14 protein-coding genes are annotated in these 15710 nt (G+C 69.4%); 6 read left to right on the plus strand and 8 right to left on the minus strand.

Features of this window, described 5'->3' with window-relative positions; genetic code table 11:
- Positions 1-265: 265 nt before the first annotated feature.
- The 3 genes from ACWC09_RS47575 to ACWC09_RS47585 all read left to right on the plus strand — a co-directional run bounded on the left by ACWC09_RS47575 (position 266) and on the right by ACWC09_RS47585 (position 3879).
- Positions 266-1081, plus strand: a complete 816-nt coding sequence (locus ACWC09_RS47575; protein ID WP_450857979.1) for a class I SAM-dependent methyltransferase — start codon at positions 266-268, stop codon at positions 1079-1081.
- Between the two features lie 175 nt (positions 1082-1256).
- Complete coding sequence (locus tag ACWC09_RS47580; RefSeq protein WP_450857981.1) at positions 1257-2321, plus strand: NlpC/P60 family protein; 1065 nt, start codon at positions 1257-1259, stop codon at positions 2319-2321.
- A gap of 250 nt (positions 2322-2571) precedes the next feature.
- Positions 2572-3879, plus strand: a complete 1308-nt coding sequence (locus ACWC09_RS47585) for a PP2C family protein-serine/threonine phosphatase (protein WP_450857982.1) — start codon at positions 2572-2574, stop codon at positions 3877-3879.
- Positions 3880-3901: 22 nt separating this feature from the next.
- On the opposite strand, the gene ACWC09_RS47590 is transcribed toward ACWC09_RS47585, so the two are convergent.
- From ACWC09_RS47590 to ACWC09_RS47600, 3 genes are all read right to left on the minus strand, one after another.
- Positions 3902-4240, minus strand: coding sequence for a DUF2516 family protein (locus ACWC09_RS47590; RefSeq protein WP_450857984.1), 339 nt, complete (start codon positions 4238-4240; stop codon positions 3902-3904).
- Positions 4241-4371: 131 nt separating this feature from the next.
- The gene (locus tag ACWC09_RS47595; protein WP_450857986.1) at positions 4372-5058 is read right to left on the minus strand and encodes a hypothetical protein; all 687 of its coding nucleotides are present in this window, start codon (positions 5056-5058) and stop codon (positions 4372-4374) included.
- Positions 5059-5126: 68 nt separating this feature from the next.
- Entirely contained in the window at positions 5127-5711 is a 585-nt protein-coding gene (locus ACWC09_RS47600) for a helix-turn-helix domain-containing protein (protein ID WP_450857988.1), read from the minus strand.
- A gap of 106 nt (positions 5712-5817) precedes the next feature.
- Between ACWC09_RS47600 and ACWC09_RS47605 the strand changes: the two genes are divergently transcribed.
- Entirely contained in the window at positions 5818-6699 is an 882-nt protein-coding gene (locus ACWC09_RS47605; RefSeq protein WP_450857989.1) for a GNAT family N-acetyltransferase, read from the plus strand.
- A gap of 327 nt (positions 6700-7026) precedes the next feature.
- On the opposite strand, the gene ACWC09_RS47610 is transcribed toward ACWC09_RS47605, so the two are convergent.
- Complete coding sequence (locus tag ACWC09_RS47610) at positions 7027-7542, minus strand: HAD domain-containing protein (RefSeq protein ID WP_450857991.1); 516 nt, start codon at positions 7540-7542, stop codon at positions 7027-7029.
- A 261-nt stretch (positions 7543-7803) separates the two neighbouring features.
- On the opposite strand from ACWC09_RS47610, the gene ACWC09_RS47615 reads away from it, so the two are divergent.
- Positions 7804-8637: a nitroreductase/quinone reductase family protein gene (locus ACWC09_RS47615; protein ID WP_450857993.1), complete on the plus strand. Its 834-nt coding sequence runs from the start codon at positions 7804-7806 to the stop codon at positions 8635-8637.
- 42 nt (positions 8638-8679) lie between these two features.
- Here the strand turns inward: ACWC09_RS47615 and ACWC09_RS47620 are convergent, their stop codons facing one another.
- Both ACWC09_RS47620 and ACWC09_RS47625 read right to left on the minus strand, forming a co-directional pair.
- Positions 8680-10719: a HelD family protein gene (locus ACWC09_RS47620; protein ID WP_450857995.1), complete on the minus strand. Its 2040-nt coding sequence runs from the start codon at positions 10717-10719 to the stop codon at positions 8680-8682.
- Between the two features lie 41 nt (positions 10720-10760).
- Positions 10761-11426 (minus strand): TetR/AcrR family transcriptional regulator, encoded by a 666-nt coding sequence (locus ACWC09_RS47625; protein WP_450857996.1) that lies wholly within the window; start codon positions 11424-11426, stop codon positions 10761-10763.
- A 95-nt stretch (positions 11427-11521) separates the two neighbouring features.
- Here ACWC09_RS47625 and ACWC09_RS47630 point away from each other — a divergent pair, with 95 nt between their 5' ends.
- Positions 11522-12484: a zinc-binding dehydrogenase gene (locus ACWC09_RS47630; protein ID WP_450857998.1), complete on the plus strand. Its 963-nt coding sequence runs from the start codon at positions 11522-11524 to the stop codon at positions 12482-12484.
- On the opposite strand, the gene ACWC09_RS47635 is transcribed toward ACWC09_RS47630, so the two are convergent.
- A complete protein-coding gene (locus ACWC09_RS47635) occupies positions 12438-14618 on the minus strand; it encodes a phosphotransferase (RefSeq protein ID WP_450858031.1) in 2181 nt (726 codons plus the stop codon). The genes ACWC09_RS47630 and ACWC09_RS47635 overlap by 47 nt on opposite strands.
- A gap of 215 nt (positions 14619-14833) precedes the next feature.
- The gene (locus ACWC09_RS47640) at positions 14834-15682 is read right to left on the minus strand and encodes a GntR family transcriptional regulator (protein WP_450857999.1); all 849 of its coding nucleotides are present in this window, start codon (positions 15680-15682) and stop codon (positions 14834-14836) included.
- Positions 15683-15710: the final 28 nt, after the last annotated feature.

The raw sequence follows: 15710 nt of genomic DNA on the forward strand, positions 1-15710 counted from the left end.
CGGCGCCGCACTGTGATCCGCGGGCGACCGACGGCCCAAAGCAACGCAGGCCCCCTGCACGCCCCCAAGGGGCGCGGGGAACTGCGCGACCAGCCACGACGGCGCCGCACTGTGATCCGCGGGCGACGGACGGCCCAACGCAACGCAGGCCCCCCGCACGCCGCTAAGGGGCGCGGGGAACTGCGCGACCAGCCCCCACACACACCCGCACTACGACCTCCCGCCGCACCCCCTGTTGCGCACAGCGCCGCATACCCTCATAGGTATGACATCCCGCGCCACCCGCCCCGTGGGCACGGTCACGCGCGGGACAACCAATCCCAACCGGCTGCGCCGCATGGACCGCTGGATCGCGGCGACCCACGGCGCCGAACTCCGCCGCGCCACTGATCCCGTCGCCGTCGACCTCGGGTACGGAGCCGCGCCCTGGACGGCCGTCGAACTACTCACCCGGCTCCGGACGGCCGCTCCACGCGCGCGCGTCGTCGGCGTCGAGATCGAACCGGCGCGGGTGGCGGGTGCGAAGCCGTATGAGCGGGACGGGCTTGTCTTTCGGCATGGTGGGTTCGAGATCCCCATCCCTCAGCGGCCCCTGCTGATCCGCGCGGCCAACGTACTGAGGCAGTACGACGAGAATCAGGTCGCCGAGGTGTGGCAGCGACTGTGCGCCCGCCTGGCCGAACCTACGGAGTCCTCCCGTGGTGGGCTGCTTGTGGAGGGGACCTGTGACGAGATCGGGCGGCGGCATGTGTGGGTGGCCTTGGGGCCGGAGGGGCCCCGGACCGTCACCTTCGCTGCCAGGCTGGGCTCGTTGGAGTGGCCTTCGGATCTTGCCGAGCGGCTGCCCAAGGCGCTGATCCATCGGAACGTTCCCGGTGAGCCCGTGCATGCGTTTCTGCGTGACTTCGATCGTGCGTGGGCCGCCGCCGCGCCCTATGCGTCGTACGGCGCCCGGCAGCGCTGGATGCGGGCCGTGCGGGATCTGGGTGGTGACTGGCCGGTGACGGACGGTCCGGCGAGGTGGCGGCAAGGGGAAGTGACGGTGGCGTGGGGGGCCTTGGCGCCGCGCCGGTCCTTCTAGCTGCGGGGAACGATCTCCGCGAGTCGTACGTCACAAAGGCGGGGAGATCGTCATGCTGGGCGGAGAACGGGGGAAGTCCGAGTTCCGACGGGCTCTGTCGTTTTGCGCATGACCGTGGCACGATCCCCCGAGTGTCCGTAAGTTACTGACGGTAAATCAGATTTGGGGGCTCGGTATGGGTTCGGGCAAGCGCGGTCTGCTCGCGACCGCCGTGACCGTCGTGTGCGCGGTCACCGTGCTGGCGGCACCGGGAACCGCGTTCGCCGACCCTGCTCCGACTCCCTCGGCCTCCTCCTCCGCCGCGAACAAGGACCTTGAGGCTGTTCGCGAGAAGCTCGATCGGTTGTATCACGATGCGGCGGTGGCCACGGATTCGTACAACGCCGCCGAGGAGCAGGCCGAGAAGCAGTCCGCCGCGCTTGTCGATCTGGCGAAGAAGATCGTTCAGGGGCAGAAGCGGCTGGAGGAATTGAAGAAACGGGCCGGCGCCGCTGCCGCTGCTCAGTATCGGACCGGTGGGATGCCGGACGAGGCGCAGTTGCTGCTGAGCGATGATCCGCAGGAGTTTCTGGATGGGGCGGGCACGCTGTTGCAGGGGCAGCGGGCCACCAAGGGGCTGATCGCGGAACTCACTCGGACCCAGCAGGACTTGCAGCAGTACGCGGCCGATGCCTCCGCACAGTGGAAGAAGCTGGAGGCCAATCGAAAGGCCAAGGACGCCGCCCGGAAGAAGATCAAGGAGCAGATCGCCGAAGCCGAGAAGCTTCAGGATCAGCTGGAGAAGGCGCAGAAGGAGCGGCTCGCCGAGCTGGAGCAGGAGGCCGCGCTCAAGGCGCAGACCGCCTGGCTCGACTCCGGGGTCCTGGACGAGATCAGGGGCTCAGCCTCCGAACAGGGCAAGAAGGCGGTCGAGTTCGCCACCCGCCAGATAGGGAAGCCGTACGAGTGGGGGGCCGAGGGGCCCAAGTCCTACGACTGCTCGGGGCTGACCTCCCAGGCCTGGCTGGACGCGGGGAAGCCCATTCCCCGTACCTCGCAGGAGCAGTGGAAGCAGCTCAAGCATGTCGACATCAAGGACATGCGGCCCGGGGATTTGATCATTTACTTCGACGACGCCAGTCATGTCGCCATGTACATCGGCGACGGCGCGATCGTGCACGCCCCGCGGCCGGGGCGGACCGTGACCATCGCGGGGGCCGGCTCCATGCCGATTCTTGGTGTGGTGCGGCCGGACGCGTGAGAGCGGCATCACGTGACGCAGGGCACTCCCGGGGGTTTCAAACGCCCTGAGGACGTGACCTTCGTCATCCTGGCTGGTGGGGCACCCTGTCCAACTGCGGTACGGAACGCGGCATATGACAGTGGCCGGTGTGGAGGCGACGTGGCCCACACCATTCCGCTCGCCCGCCGACTACCGCTATGGTCCCCGTCGGTGGTCCGAGGCCCCTCGCGCCACCGCGCCCTCGGGGGGAGGGAAGGAACTCAACACGATGCCCGTACCCATACCGCGGCAACGAGCGATCCCGGCCGCGGAGAGTGGTCAGGCGCCGGCCGCGCACCGAGGCGGCACCTCCAAGGATCAGACCCCGAGCAAGGAAGCAAAGGTCGACAACAACGCCGCCACCGCTCCGCTGACGCTGCTGCTGATCGAGGACGATCCCGGCGGCTCCACCGTCGTGCCCGAACTGCAGGACTCGGCCGGCACGCCGGTCCGCGTCCGTACCGCCCGCAACCTCACCGAGGCCGAGCGGCTGCTCACCGACGACGTTCACTGCATTCTTCTTGACCTCGCGCTGTCGGCCCCGGGCCGCCGTGACGAGGAGGACGAGCTCGGGGTGCTCAAGCACGTGCTGAGGCTCGCGCCACGCCATGCCGTGCTCGCGCTCACCGCCTCCGGGGACGCCGAGCGCGGTGCGGAAGCGGTGCGGGTGGGGGCACAGGACTACCTGTTCCGGGACGAGCTGGATGCCCGGCTGCTGAGCCGGGCGATCCGGTACGCCGTTGAGAGGAAACGTTCCGACACGGCTGAGCGGCGGCTTGCCGAGGGGCGGCTGCGGGCTCAGGAGAACCGACGGCTGGAGCGGGGGCTGCTGCCCACGCCGCTGCTGGAGGGCTCGCCGCTGCGGTTCGCCGCGCGGTATCGGCCGGGTCGGTCGCGTGCGCTGCTCGGCGGGGACTTCTACGACGTCGTACGGACGCCCGATGGCACCGTGCACGCCATGATCGGGGACGTGTGCGGGCATGGGCCCGACGAGGCCGCGCTGGGTGTGGAGCTGCGGATCGCCTGGCGGGCGTTGACGCTGGCCGGGTTGTGCGGGGACGAGCTGCTGGGGACCTTGCAGCAGGTGCTGGAGCATGAGCGGGCCGACGACGAGATCTTCGCAACGCTGTGCACCGTTGATATTTCACCGGACGGGCGTCGGGCCGGGCTGTGTCTTGCCGGGCATCCCTCGCCGTTGGTCGCCCGGCCGGGGCGGCCTGCCGAGCTGCTGCCGTACGACAACAACGGGCCCGCGCTGGGGCTGCTGCCCGGGGCTCGGTGGCCTCGGATGCAGGTGGAGCTGGGGCGGGAGTGGAGTCTGATGCTCTACACCGACGGGCTGATCGAGGGGCGTGTCGGGGAGGGGCGGTTGGAGCGGTTGGGCCAGGACGGGATGGTGGAGCTTGTGCGGCGGCTGCTCTCCGAGGGGTTGGGCGGAGAGGGGCTGTTGCGGGCCGCCGTCAATGAGGTACGGGAGCTCAATGGGGGCGAGTTGACGGACGACGTTGCCGTGCTGCTGTTGGATCGGGTGCCGTGACGGGGACTCGCGGTCGAGAAGGTCAGCGGCCGCCGTTCCACGGGCCGTAAGGGCCGTCGCTGCTGCTGCCGCCTCCCCTGCGGCGGCCGAAGCCTCCGCCTGAGACCTGCTTGAGGGCCGGGCGGACGTCCACGAAGAAGACGATCGAGGCGACCAGGCCGGCGAGCTGGAGGAAGAGCATCGGGATCAGGAGGTTCACCGCGACCGCGATGCCGAGGATGATCAGCCAGAAGCCCTTGTTCTGCTTGTCGGCGGCGCGGTAGGCGTCGTCCCGGAAGACTGCGGCCATGACCAGCGCCACCACGGCGAGGACCAGCATGGCGAGGTAGAGCAACCACATCAGACCTGCGAAGCCCTGCATCAGCACAACGTCCACCACCAGACTCGGCTTGTTCCTATGCGGTCACCGTACCCGTTCAAGCGTTCCCGCTACACAGAGAACGGGTCGGGCAGTGTGAGAGTGCCCGACCCGTTCCCGATCACCCGTTCGTGTTACTTGGCGGGCGGCGTGGTCTTCTTGGCCGTGGTCTTGCGGGCGGCCGGCGCCTTCTTGGCGGGAGTCGGCTTCTTGGCGGGCGCGGGGGCGGCCTTGGCCTCGGCGGGCTTGGGGGCCTCCTCCTTGACCGCGACCGGTTCGGCCTTCGGCTCGACGGCGACGGCGAGTTCCTCGATCTCCTCGGCCGCCTCACCGCGCCAGGTCTTCACGGCCTGCTCGCCGTGCTCGGCGACCTTCTCGTAGGTCTCACGGGCCTTGACGGCGTACTCGGCGGCGACGCCGACACCGCGCAGCGCGAAGTCCTGGGCGGACTCACCGAGCTTCTTCAGGTCGGCGTCGAGGGTCGAGCCGAGCTTCTTCAGGTCGGCGTCGAGGGTCGAGCCGAGCTTCTTGATGTCGCCGTCGAGGGTCGCCAGGAAGTCGGTGACCTTGGTCTGGAGGGACTCCTGCGTCTCCTTGACGCGGGCCTGCGCCTCCTTGGCACGGGCCTGGGCCTTCTCCTGGACCGCCTTCGGGTCGGTGTTGCGAACGGCCTCGATCCGGGCCGGGGCCTCGGCGCGCAGCTGCTCCACGATGCCGGGCACCTTCTTGGCCTGCTGGAGGGCGAGGTCGGCGGTGCCGGCGGCGAAGTAGAGCGGCGTCGGGTCGCTGAGGGTCTTGCGGAGGTCGTCGGTGATGGCCATGGTGATGGTCCTCCCGGGTTGCTTCGGGCTGAGGGTTTTGGTTACCGCGGCCGCCCTGCTCGGCTGTCTCAGCCGGCGGGCTGCTGCGGGTCGTGCGGTTCGGCGGCGCTGCCGTCGGACGTGCGGGTGTCGCGCGAGGCGGCCTTGCGTCCGCCGGCCGCGCGGGTCTTGGCGGCCTTCCGGGCACGGCGTACGACGGTGTCGTCGCCGTCGGTGTCCACCGTGCCGTCACCGGACTCGACGGCCTCGACGACCGCCGCGTTGGTGCGGGCGACGTCGCCCTCCTCGTCGGCCGGGTCGATCCCGAAGCCGTTCTCCTTGCGGAACGACTCGTATATCTGGAGCAGCACCTGCTTCTGCCGCTCGTTGAGCGTGGGGTCGGCGAGGATGGCGGCGCGTGTCTCCACCTCGTCCCGGTCCCGCTCGGCGTCGAGGATGCCGGCGCGGACGTACAGCGTCTCGGCGGAGATCCGCAGCGCCTTGGCGACCTGCTGCAACACCTCCGCGCTCGGCTTGCGCAGCCCGCGCTCGATCTGGCTCAGATACGGATTGGACACCCCGGCGGCGTCGGCGAGCTGCCGCAGGGACAGCTGCGCGTTGCGCCGCTGTTCGCGGAGGTAGTCACCGAGGTTGCCGACGTTGAGCGATGCCATGCCTTCACTGTGCACCATCTCCGCTAACTATTGCAAGCAGGTGCTTGCAAAAGTGTGCCACGTCACTGGGTGGTTGATGCCGAGCGGTGGCGGGGAGGGTTGGGCCATGCGTCCCGAGGACTGGCAACTCACCGAAGACATCGACGACTTCCTCGCCCGAGCCGGGGAGTTCCTGCGCTCGCGGCCGGGCCCGCACGTCATGCAGCTGACGTGGGCCGAAAGAGTGCGAACGCGTGGCGTGCAGGCGTTCGGCGCCGAGGGCGTCGTCTTCGGCGTGCTGGAGCAGGCGGGTGCGGTCCGCGCCACCTTCTACCGCTTCCTGCCCCGCGGCATCGGCCTCTCCCCGCTCACGCCAGAACAGGCCGACGGCCTCGCCGCCCGCCTGGCCGCCCTCGGGCACTCCCTTCCCTCCGTCAGCGCGGACCACGCCACCGCCACCGCCTTCGCGGAGGCCTGGCAGCGGCACACCGGGGCGACGTCGAGACTCCGCGACACACAGGTCCGTCTGTACGGTCTCGGCACGCTCACCCCACCGGAGCCGATGCCGGCGGGCCGGAGCCGCGTCCTGCGCGAGCAGGACCTCCAGGAGGCCATGTTCTGGTGCGGCGAGTTCGCCAAGGCCGTCGGGGAGGTCGTCTCCATCGACGCCGGCTCCTGGGCGGACACCCGCTTCGCCGACAAGCGCTACACGCTCTGGGAGACCCCGGACGGCACTCCCGTCTCCGTCGCGGGCATGAACCCGGTGATCGGCGGCCAGGTCCAGGTGGACGTCGTCTACACCCCGTCCCCTCTGCGCGGTCGCGGCTACGCGGGCGCCGTGACGGCCGAGGTGAGCCGGGCCGCACTGGCCGCGGGCGCGAAGGATGTCGTCCTGTTCGCGGACCGGTCCAACCCCACCAGCAACGCCCTCTACCAACGTCTCGGCTATCGCGCCCTCGCCGACTGGGCGTTGTACGACTTCTCCGACGCCGTGCCGGATGGCGGCTGAGAGGCAGTCGGGCACATCGCCGGGACTGTCGGACCCCTGGTGTTGGATGCGCACGTGCCCCTTCACGACGTCGCCCGGCGACTGCCCGAGACATCCGCGTCAGGCGGTTGGCCGCCATGACGCCCGCGTAGCCGCCGCCGATCACGACCACTCCGGTGTCCTCGTTGCTGTCGCTCATGGTGTCCTCCGGTGTCAGCGGGTTCTCGGCCTCAGGACACCGGCCGCCCGACGGTTGTGACAGCACGTGAGGCAGGTCACAACAGCGCATATCGCGGTGGGGGCCAACCGGTTCACCAAGCCGCGGGAGCCGCCGGCCGCCGAGGCAGCTCAGAGCGAGACGTGGGCGCTCGGTCCCTGTCCCGCCCCCTCCTCCAGCCACGCCTCCACCACCGCGAAGTCCCCCTCCGTGAGCCCGTACTGGTGATCGACCCGATGGAGGAGTGCCGGAGCCGGATGGCGGTCGGCCACCCAGGCGCGGTCGGCCGCGGTGATCTCGTCGTCGACCCAGACGAACGGACGGCCGTCGGCCCACGCCACCAGCGGCCGTGTCTTCCAGTGCAGCGGCGCCGGGATGTCGTCCTCGTCCGGCCAGTCCACCTGCGGCAGCGGAGGCAGGCCGAGCCACGGCGCGACGCACACGTTCGCGTCGTCCATCCAGGTCGTCGCCCACACCAGCTCGCAGCCCAGCGCCGTCAGCCGCGGCCCGAGGCCGGGGTCGATCCGGCTCATCAGCGGATGCGCGTCGGCGTCCTGCGGCGACGCGAAGCGCGGAGCATACGAGGGGTACGGCCGAGCCGCCCCGAACGGCAACAGCGTTCCGTCGATGTCGAGGAAGAGGAGCACGTCGACAGGATCGACCAAGGAACGGCGCCCCGAAACCCGAACGGGCCCCGGCGGACCGCCCGGAATTCGCTGGCCTCCGTCATGGACCCGGCACTACCGTCCCTTCCCATGACTGCCGGGTCGGCCATGTGCCGTGAGCGAGTCGGGTGCCCGGCCTCTGAGTGAGGCCGCGGCGGGCGCGAAGCCCGCCCTTTTCTCTGCGCCTTCCACACCACCGGAACGACCACCGGAACCAGCGACAGAGAGAGAACCCGAAAACCCATGCCCAACGACTTCAACCAACAGGTCATCGACGAGTTCCGCGCCAACAAGGGCCGTCTGACCGGCTACTTCGAAGGCGCCCGTCTGCTCCTGCTGACCACCACCGGCGCCCGCACCGGCACCCCGCACACCACCCCCGTCGGCTACCTCCCCGACGGCGGCGACCGCGTCCTGGTCATCGCCTCGGCGGGCGGCGCCGACCGGCACCCGCACTGGTACCGCAACCTCCTCGCCCATCCCCAAGCCACCGTCGAGAGCGGGGTGTTCACCTACGAAGCGCATGCCGTCGTACTGGCTGGAGAGGAGCGCGACCAGGCGTGGGCGCGGGCCGTGGCGGCCGACGCGGGCTGGGCGGCGTACCAGGAGAAGACGGACCGGATCATCCCGGTCGTCGCCCTCCACCAGATCGCCCGCCCCGGTCCCCCGCACATCAACGCCTCCTCCCCCGGTGAGGCGATCAAGCTGGTCCACGATGTGTTCCGCCGCGAACTCGCGCTGATCCGCAAGGAGTTCGCGACCGGCACCACCACCCTCGGGGCCCAACTCCGCGTCAACTGCCTGACCTTCTGCCAGGGCCTGCACAACCACCACACCGGCGAGGACACGATGATGTTCCCGCTCCTCGCCGACCGCCATCCGGAAGCGGCCCCGGTGCTGGCACGTCTGCGCGAGGAGCACGAGCGGATCGCGGTTCTGGTGGCGGACCTGCGGCGCGCCGTAACCGCCGCCCCCGCCGCCGCCCGCACCGAGGTCGAGCGCCTGACCCTCGATCTCGAAGCCCATCTCGCGCACGAGGAGGAGGAGTTGATCCCCCTCCTCGACGCCGGCGCCTGATCGGCGGGCGGCCGTTCCGGGACCGTCGAACCGGCGGTACGGCTAGAACGGCAACGGCCGTCCGTGCACCACCTCCAGCCGCGACACCGCGCGGGTCAGGACGACGTACAGCCGGTGCAGCCCGCGCGGCTCCGCCTCCGCGATCGCGGCCGGTTCGACGGCGACGACATGGTCGTACTCGAGCCCCTTGACGAGAGTCGCCGGCACGAGGGTGACGCGGGCGCCCAACTCGTCCGCCCCGGCGACCGGAATCCCGGCGCCCGCGAGCGCCTCCCGCACCCCCTCCACATCGCGCTCGGCGGCGACCACCCCCACGGACCCTTCCCCACCCAGCGCATCCCGCACGGCGTCCACGACCGCGCCCAGCACATCCCCACCCGCCTCCCGCACCCTCAACTCTCCGTCCCTGCGGAGGGATCGCCCCGCCGGAACGTCGACGTCCAGCCGCTCCAGCAGCCGATTGGCGAGGGTGACGACGGCTGCGGGCACCCGGAAGCCGATGGTGAGCGGCACCACGGCCGCGTCCGGTTTGCCGAGGTGGCGGAGGGTGACATCCCAGGAGCGGGCGGCCCATGGAGTGGTCCCCTGCGCCAAGTCCCCCAGGACGGTGAGCGATCCGAAGGGCGCGCGCCGTGCGATGGCCCGGCACTCCATCGGGGAGAGGTCCTGCGCCTCGTCGACGACGACATGGCCGTACCCCTCGGGGTGTTCGATCAACCCCGCGACCTCGTCGAGCAGGACCAGGTCGGCGGCCGACCAGCGGGCCGACTTCCACGACCGCGGCGGCTTGGCCCACAGCAGGGCCCGCTGCTCGTCGGCGTCGAGCAGTCCGTCGGCCGCCGCCTCCAACACCTCACGCTCGGTGAGCAGTTGGGCGACGACCTCCTCCGGTCGCACCCGCGGCCACACGGCATCGAGGAACTCCCTGATCACCCGCGCCCGCGACACCGTCTGCACCCAGGCGTTCGACTGCGCCCCCGCCCGCCGCTCGGCCTGCAGCTGCACGGCCCGCACCACCCGCGACCGCACGCGCTCGCGCCCGACGCCGTACGGCGGCTCCTCGGCCCGCACCCCCTCCACGATCCGCCCGAGCTCCCCGGCCCCCACCCGCCACCAGTACGAACCATCCTTGATGGCAAGGGAGTTGACGTCCCCACGACCGACCCGCGCATAAAGCACCCGGCGCAGCACCTCCGCCATCCGGGCATCGTGCTTGACGGCCGCGGCCCGCGCACCGTCCGCCCCCTTCACCGGCTGCCGCGCGATCTCCTCCCCCAGGGTCGACTGCCGTACGCCGCTCTCGCCGAGGGCCGGAAGGACTTCGGAGATGTACGACAGGAAGGTGCGGTTGGGTCCGAGGATGAGGAGTCCGCCGCGCCGGATGCGCTGCGGGTGGGTGTAGAGGAGATAGGCGGCCCGGTGCAGCCCGACGGCCGTCTTCCCGGTCCCCGGCGCCCCCTGCACGCACACCGACAGACCGAGCTCTCCTCGTACGAGATCGTCCTGGTCGGGCTGGATGGTCGCCGCGATGTCCCGCATCGGCCCGACGCGGGGCCGCTCGATCTCACGAGCGACAAGATCACTGACCTGTGGTTCTCCTGCCGCAGGCGCTCCCCCTAGGTGTTCGTCCTCCAGTCCCGTGAGGTCGGCGGAGTCGCCACGGCTGCCGGCCGCCCACCCGAACCGCCTCCGCACCGCCACACCCTGTGGATCACGGGCGCTCGCCTGGTAGAAGGCGCGGGAGACGGGGGCACGCCAGTCGACGACGAGGGGAGGGGCGGCGGGCGCCTCGCTGATCCGCAGCCGCCCGATGTGCAGTGCCTGTTGCCCCCCGGCTCCCTCGACGAGATCCAACCGCCCGAAGAACAACGGCCCTTCGGGCAGTTCGCGCATGTGCTTCGCGTGGCTGCGGAGCTGGTACCCGAGCACTTCGGCGTCGGCACCGGAGGCGGAGACGTCCTCGCCGACGACGACCTGTTCCTGAGCGCCGTCGACCATGGCCGCGAGGGCGGCGCGGCAGCGGTCGTGGTGGGCGCGTTCGTGGTGGAGGGACTCTTTCAGGGCGGGCTCGGCTGACGTCATGGCGACGAGGGTACCGAAATGACGTAACCGAGTTAAATCTTTTACTCGGTATTGCGGGCGGGAGCGTCAGTCGAGACGGCCGAGACAGCCGAGTCCACCGAGACGTCCAGGTGCGGCAGAGCGGCCGCCAGCAGCCCGAACGCCCGCTCTGCGGCCGCCACGGCATCCCCCCGCACCTCCTCCACCCCTTCCCCCTCCGCGATCCGCCGCCAGTTGTCCAACGCGAGGATGCGCTGCACGGCGACGATCTGCCCGGCGGCGAGCCGCGCGTCCAGGTCCCCGCCGAGGGCGTCGGCGAGTGCGGCCTCGGAGCGCTGCTGGTAGGCGTAGGCGCGGGCGACGAGGGAGGGGGTCCCGTAGAGAAGGGAGTGAAACGCGAGCACCTGCGGATGGTCGTTCAGCCCGGTCACGGGATCACACCGCTCGAGCCCCTCAAGAAAATGCCGCCGCAGCGCAGCGACCGGCGTCGGCCCCTCGGCCACCACCCGGGCCGCCTCGTCCTCGTGATCGGCGATCCGGTGCAGCACGAGATCCTCCTTGGCCGGGAAGTACCGGAACAGGGTGGGCTTCGAGATCTCGGCCGCGGCGGCGACCTCGGCGACGGAGACGGCGTCGAACCCCTTCTCCAGAAACAGCCGGATGGCGATCTCGGAGACGTCCTGGTACATCCGCTGCTTCTTGCGCTCACGCAGGCCGGGCTCGGTCATGGGGCGAGCGTAACCAGTGACCGGCGCGGCTTGACCTCAAGCGTGGTCGAGGTCGAAGACTCCCCATGAGTCCATACGACGACTGGGGGCATGGCATGCGAGCAGTGCACGCGAAGGAGTTCGGCGGACCCGAGGTACTGGTCCCGGTGGAGCTCCCGGACCCGGTGCCGGGACCGGGCGAGGTGCTGATCGATGTCGCGTACGCCGACACGATCTTCGTGGAGACCCAGGTGCGGTCGGGGTGGGGCCGCGAGTACTTCCCGGTGACACCTCCCTACATCCCCGGCGGCGGCGTCTCCGGAACGGTCACCGCGCTGGGCACCGGCGCCCCGTCCGAATGGCTGGGCCGCCGGGTCGTCTCCTTCGTCCAGGGCAGCTACGCGTCCCGGGCGGTGGCGGCGGTCTCGGGCCTGACGGCCATACCAGAGGGGCTGGACCTGCTGACTGCGGCGGCTCTGGTGCACGACGGGGTTACGGCGGCGGGACTGATCGAGGTGGCAAAGGTGACCGCCGGAGAACGAGTGCTCATCCTCGGAGCCTCCGGGGGCATGGGCACGCTGCTGATCCAATTGGCGCACGCGGGTGGCGCGTTGGTGGTGGCGTTGGCACGGGGCGCGGAGAAACTGGCTCTGGTACGGGAGTTGGGCGCCGCCGCGGCGGTGGACGCCGGTGCACCGGACTGGCCGGAGCAGACCCGCAGCGCCCTCGGCGGCGCGGCCGACGTGGTGCTGGACGGGGTGGGTGGCGAACTGGGCGCCGCCGCCTTCGCGTTGACGGCAAGCGGCGGCCGATTCTCCGCGCACGGGGCTGCGTCCGGGGGGTTCGCCACCATCGCACCCGGCAAAGCCGCGCACCGGAACATCCGTCTCTTCGGCATCAACGATGTTCAGTTCCCCACCACTGAACTCCGGCAACTGACCGGATACACCCTTGAGGAGGCGGCAGCCGAGAGGTTGCGGCCAGTGGTCGGGCAGGTGTTTCCGCTGACCGACGCACGTGCCGCGCATGCGGCTATCGAGACGCGGGAGCTGATTGGGAAGGTGCTCCTGAAGGCCTGAGATCCAGGGGCGTCACCGACTGCTCAACCGCGTCCTGGGGCAGCGCCCGAGCCAGCAGCGGGCGCGCCTGGGGGCGGGCCGGCAGCCCGAGAGAGGCCGTGGCCGCAGCCAGGGTCATGGCGTACGAGTCCACCGCCCGACGCACGTTGGGAGCGTCGAGACCCGCCCCGGTGACGAGCCTGTCAAGGTCGACGTAGGCTGACCGAACGATCTCGACCCACCGATAGACGAGCCAGTCCTGTTCCCAGTCCTTGGTGTATTCCGAGGACAGCAAGGACTGCCAGCGTCGGAACATCCGCTCCCGGATCTCTCGCCGAGTCGGTGTCAGGTGAAAGTGCCGGACCAGGTCGTACAGCGGGTCTCCCACCATCGCCATCTCCCAGTCGATGATGGTGAGCGCCAGACGATCATGCTGGGAGTGACGTACGAGATTCCACGGATTGAGGTCGCCATGAAGTAGCGCATGCCTGCGCTTCGTGACCTGGTGGCGGGCCAGAATCTCGCTCAACCGATCGGCATCGGGCAGTCCCAGCGCCTTGGCCGCCTGTTGTGACTCCTTGGGCAGGCCTCGTACCAGCGCAACCAGTTGTCCGCTCAGCCAGGTGTAGAAATCCCACTCTCCCGTGATCGGGTCGAGTCCGCTGTGGTTGACCTCGGTCAGGGCAGCGAGCTGGTTCACCAGACCGTCGGCCTCGTGCGGCAGCAAGCCGTTTACCGGATGGCTCGGCGGCCTCTCCGCCTGGGGCGGCCCGACGAAAGTGTGGATGGCGAAGGGCTCGTCCGCCTGGCTGGTTCCCAGCGCCAGCACACGCGGAGCGGTCACCTCCACGCCGGACTGCTCGATGGCCTGCAATACGGCGTGCTCACTCAGGTGACTCGGCTCAAGGCGGCAGAAGGACGTGAGACGGCGCCGGACCACGACCGGAAAGTCGATGCCCGGCACTGTGACCACGGAATTGAGGTGCGCTGTCCCTCGGAACACTCGGCCGGCGGGGGCAGCCCCCTCTGCGACCAAGGCCTGCTCAACCGCAGCGCGCGGGAAGTCCGGACGCTCGGGAACCCGACCGTCCGATTTCCAGCCCAGGGCCGGAACCGGCCGGAAGCCCACTGGCCAACGGTGCCGAGAATCCCGCCAGCGCAGCAGAATCCGTTCGATCTCCGTCTCGTCCGGCACCCTGGCCAGCCCAAGCGGTTCGACGCTCGTGACCAGCGCCGTGTGCACGTTGGCTGTCGCCCGGCTCAAGCTCTTGTCGTCGAGTCGGTCGTCAAGCGACCGGGCCGCTCGCATCACGTCCGGATACACCGACTGGGCATGCTCGAAGGCAATGTAGTGAGGCAGGTCCTTGGTGAGGCCCTTCACTGCCGACGGGCGAGTGTGTTCCATGGCCTCGGCCCAGGCTTGCTGAACGTCCTGCCACTGCGAGGCGGGATATCGCATCCGGACCAGATGCGTCGCGAGCTCGTGCAGAGGGTCGCCGTACGTGGCGAGTTCCCAGTCGATACAGACCAGAGACTTGTTGTCCTCGGAGAGGATCAGGTTGTCCCGGTGCAGATCAGTGTGCAGCAGACCGAACGGGCGCCGGGACATGGCGGGAATCCGCTCGGCCAGTCTGATGAGCGCGTCAGCCGGCACCCCCAACGCCGCGAACAGGCCTCCGAACTCACTCCAGTTGCGCTGTCGGACACCCCGGTCCGCCAGATGGGCCAATGTCCGCAGAAACCCCCGGCTGTCCTTGTCGCTGCTCGGCCTTCCGCGCGGCAGGGCCGGCAGCATTTCCCTGCGTACCTGCGCCATCCGCGCCAAGGTCTCCATCAAGGACTCGACCAGGTGGAGCTCGACCTCCTCTCCGTCTTCACAAACGCTCGCGAGGGACTCGCCTGCCACGTAGCTGTGGACGGCTGAACCGACCCGCTTGGCAAAGCATTCGGGAGCCTTCGGCACCACGCCCTTGATCACACGGAGGACGTCCGACTCCTTCCAGGTCCGGACCACTACCGGGAGGACGCCGGGCATACGCAGCCGCACTATCGCAGGGGTTCCAGCCGAGCGCCCCACATAACGGGCCATGGGCTCGGTCAGGGGCATCACAAAGTTGCGATTGTGATGGCCATCGCTCATCACGCCGTCTGTCATGGCCTGGTCCACGAACCCGCGGTACACGTCGTGACCAGGAGCCACCTCAGGCGTGGATGAGGGAACAGGAGGCGCTTGCACCGGCTGCTCCTGGATCAAAGTACGAGGCTCCGGAAAGTGTTGCAGAGCCTATAGCCAAGCGTCCTCGCGCACGACTCGAGTCCGATGATCCGTGGTCTCAATGAGGTATGGATTGCATTCCGTGATCCGTGTGGTCACGCCACGCTCATGCGCTCCCACGCAGAGTTGAACCAACTCTGCTGTTTCTCGACGAAGTCATCCTTGACGTGGTGTGTCAGGTGAGCGCCGAGCCCCAGTACGTCGAGGGCCTCGATCTCTTCACCGTTGTCGAGCTGGATGGTCCGCTCCACGGGCTCATACGCACCGAAGAGAGCCTCAGTGCCACCGGACAGGTAGAGCTTGTGCGTGGGCGTTGTCTCCACATGGCGGACCGCGACGACAACAGACGGGACCAAATCCTCCGATTTGAGGTCGCTCAGGATCCTTTTCAAGGATCCGACGTGACTGCGTGTGATCTCGCGGAGCCTGTCCTGCAGCCGGGAATCCGCAGGGTTCCTCATGTTGCGCGGATAGAGCAGGTTGATGCCCTCGGCAGGCAGCAGCAGGCGCAGCACGATGCTCTCCGGCGCCACTTCCCTGTCCATGACTCTTTCAGCCTGCAGCCGAATGTGCGCAAAAAGGGATTCGGAGGTGAGCGTGTACACATCCAGGGCGACCTTCGGCTGTTCGAAAGCTCGCACTATGAAGAGACCCAGGGATCCGGGCCTCCCACGCGTCTCACCGCCGACCGCGACGGCCGGCCCAGCCTTCCCGACTACCCGCGAACCGCTGCCTCGGCGGGATTGGACCAAGCCTTCACTGATCAGTTCCCGCAACACGCGCTGGACAGTGTCGCGAGAAACCCCGAATGCTGCGGCCAAGTCCCGCTGAGGCGGCAGCAAACCACCCTGCGGATACACACCTTGGGCGATGCGATCCTGCAGAGCCCGCAGTACTCGATCGAACGCCCTGCCGCCACCGTCACCGCTCCGCGCCTCACCCACACCCCGACCGTACCTCCTTCAGCCCGAA

Source organism: Streptomyces sp. NPDC001617, from assembly GCF_053596855.1.

Coding starts and splice junctions, on each gene's coding strand:
- ACWC09_RS47575 (WP_450857979.1), top strand. CDS start 266: ATGACATCCCGCGCCACCCGCCCCGTGGGCACGGTCACGCGCGGGACA.
- ACWC09_RS47580 (WP_450857981.1), top strand. CDS start 1,257: ATGGGTTCGGGCAAGCGCGGTCTGCTCGCGACCGCCGTGACCGTCGTG.
- ACWC09_RS47585 (WP_450857982.1), top strand. CDS start 2,572: ATGCCCGTACCCATACCGCGGCAACGAGCGATCCCGGCCGCGGAGAGT.
- ACWC09_RS47590 (WP_450857984.1), bottom strand. CDS start 4,240: ATGCAGGGCTTCGCAGGTCTGATGTGGTTGCTCTACCTCGCCATGCTG.
- ACWC09_RS47595 (WP_450857986.1), bottom strand. CDS start 5,058: ATGGCCATCACCGACGACCTCCGCAAGACCCTCAGCGACCCGACGCCG.
- ACWC09_RS47600 (WP_450857988.1), bottom strand. CDS start 5,711: ATGGCATCGCTCAACGTCGGCAACCTCGGTGACTACCTCCGCGAACAG.
- ACWC09_RS47605 (WP_450857989.1), top strand. CDS start 5,818: ATGCGTCCCGAGGACTGGCAACTCACCGAAGACATCGACGACTTCCTC.
- ACWC09_RS47615 (WP_450857993.1), top strand. CDS start 7,804: ATGCCCAACGACTTCAACCAACAGGTCATCGACGAGTTCCGCGCCAAC.
- ACWC09_RS47620 (WP_450857995.1), bottom strand. CDS start 10,719: ATGACGTCAGCCGAGCCCGCCCTGAAAGAGTCCCTCCACCACGAACGC.
- ACWC09_RS47625 (WP_450857996.1), bottom strand. CDS start 11,426: ATGACCGAGCCCGGCCTGCGTGAGCGCAAGAAGCAGCGGATGTACCAG.
- ACWC09_RS47630 (WP_450857998.1), top strand. CDS start 11,522: ATGCGAGCAGTGCACGCGAAGGAGTTCGGCGGACCCGAGGTACTGGTC.
- ACWC09_RS47635 (WP_450858031.1), bottom strand. CDS start 14,618: ATGACAGACGGCGTGATGAGCGATGGCCATCACAATCGCAACTTTGTG.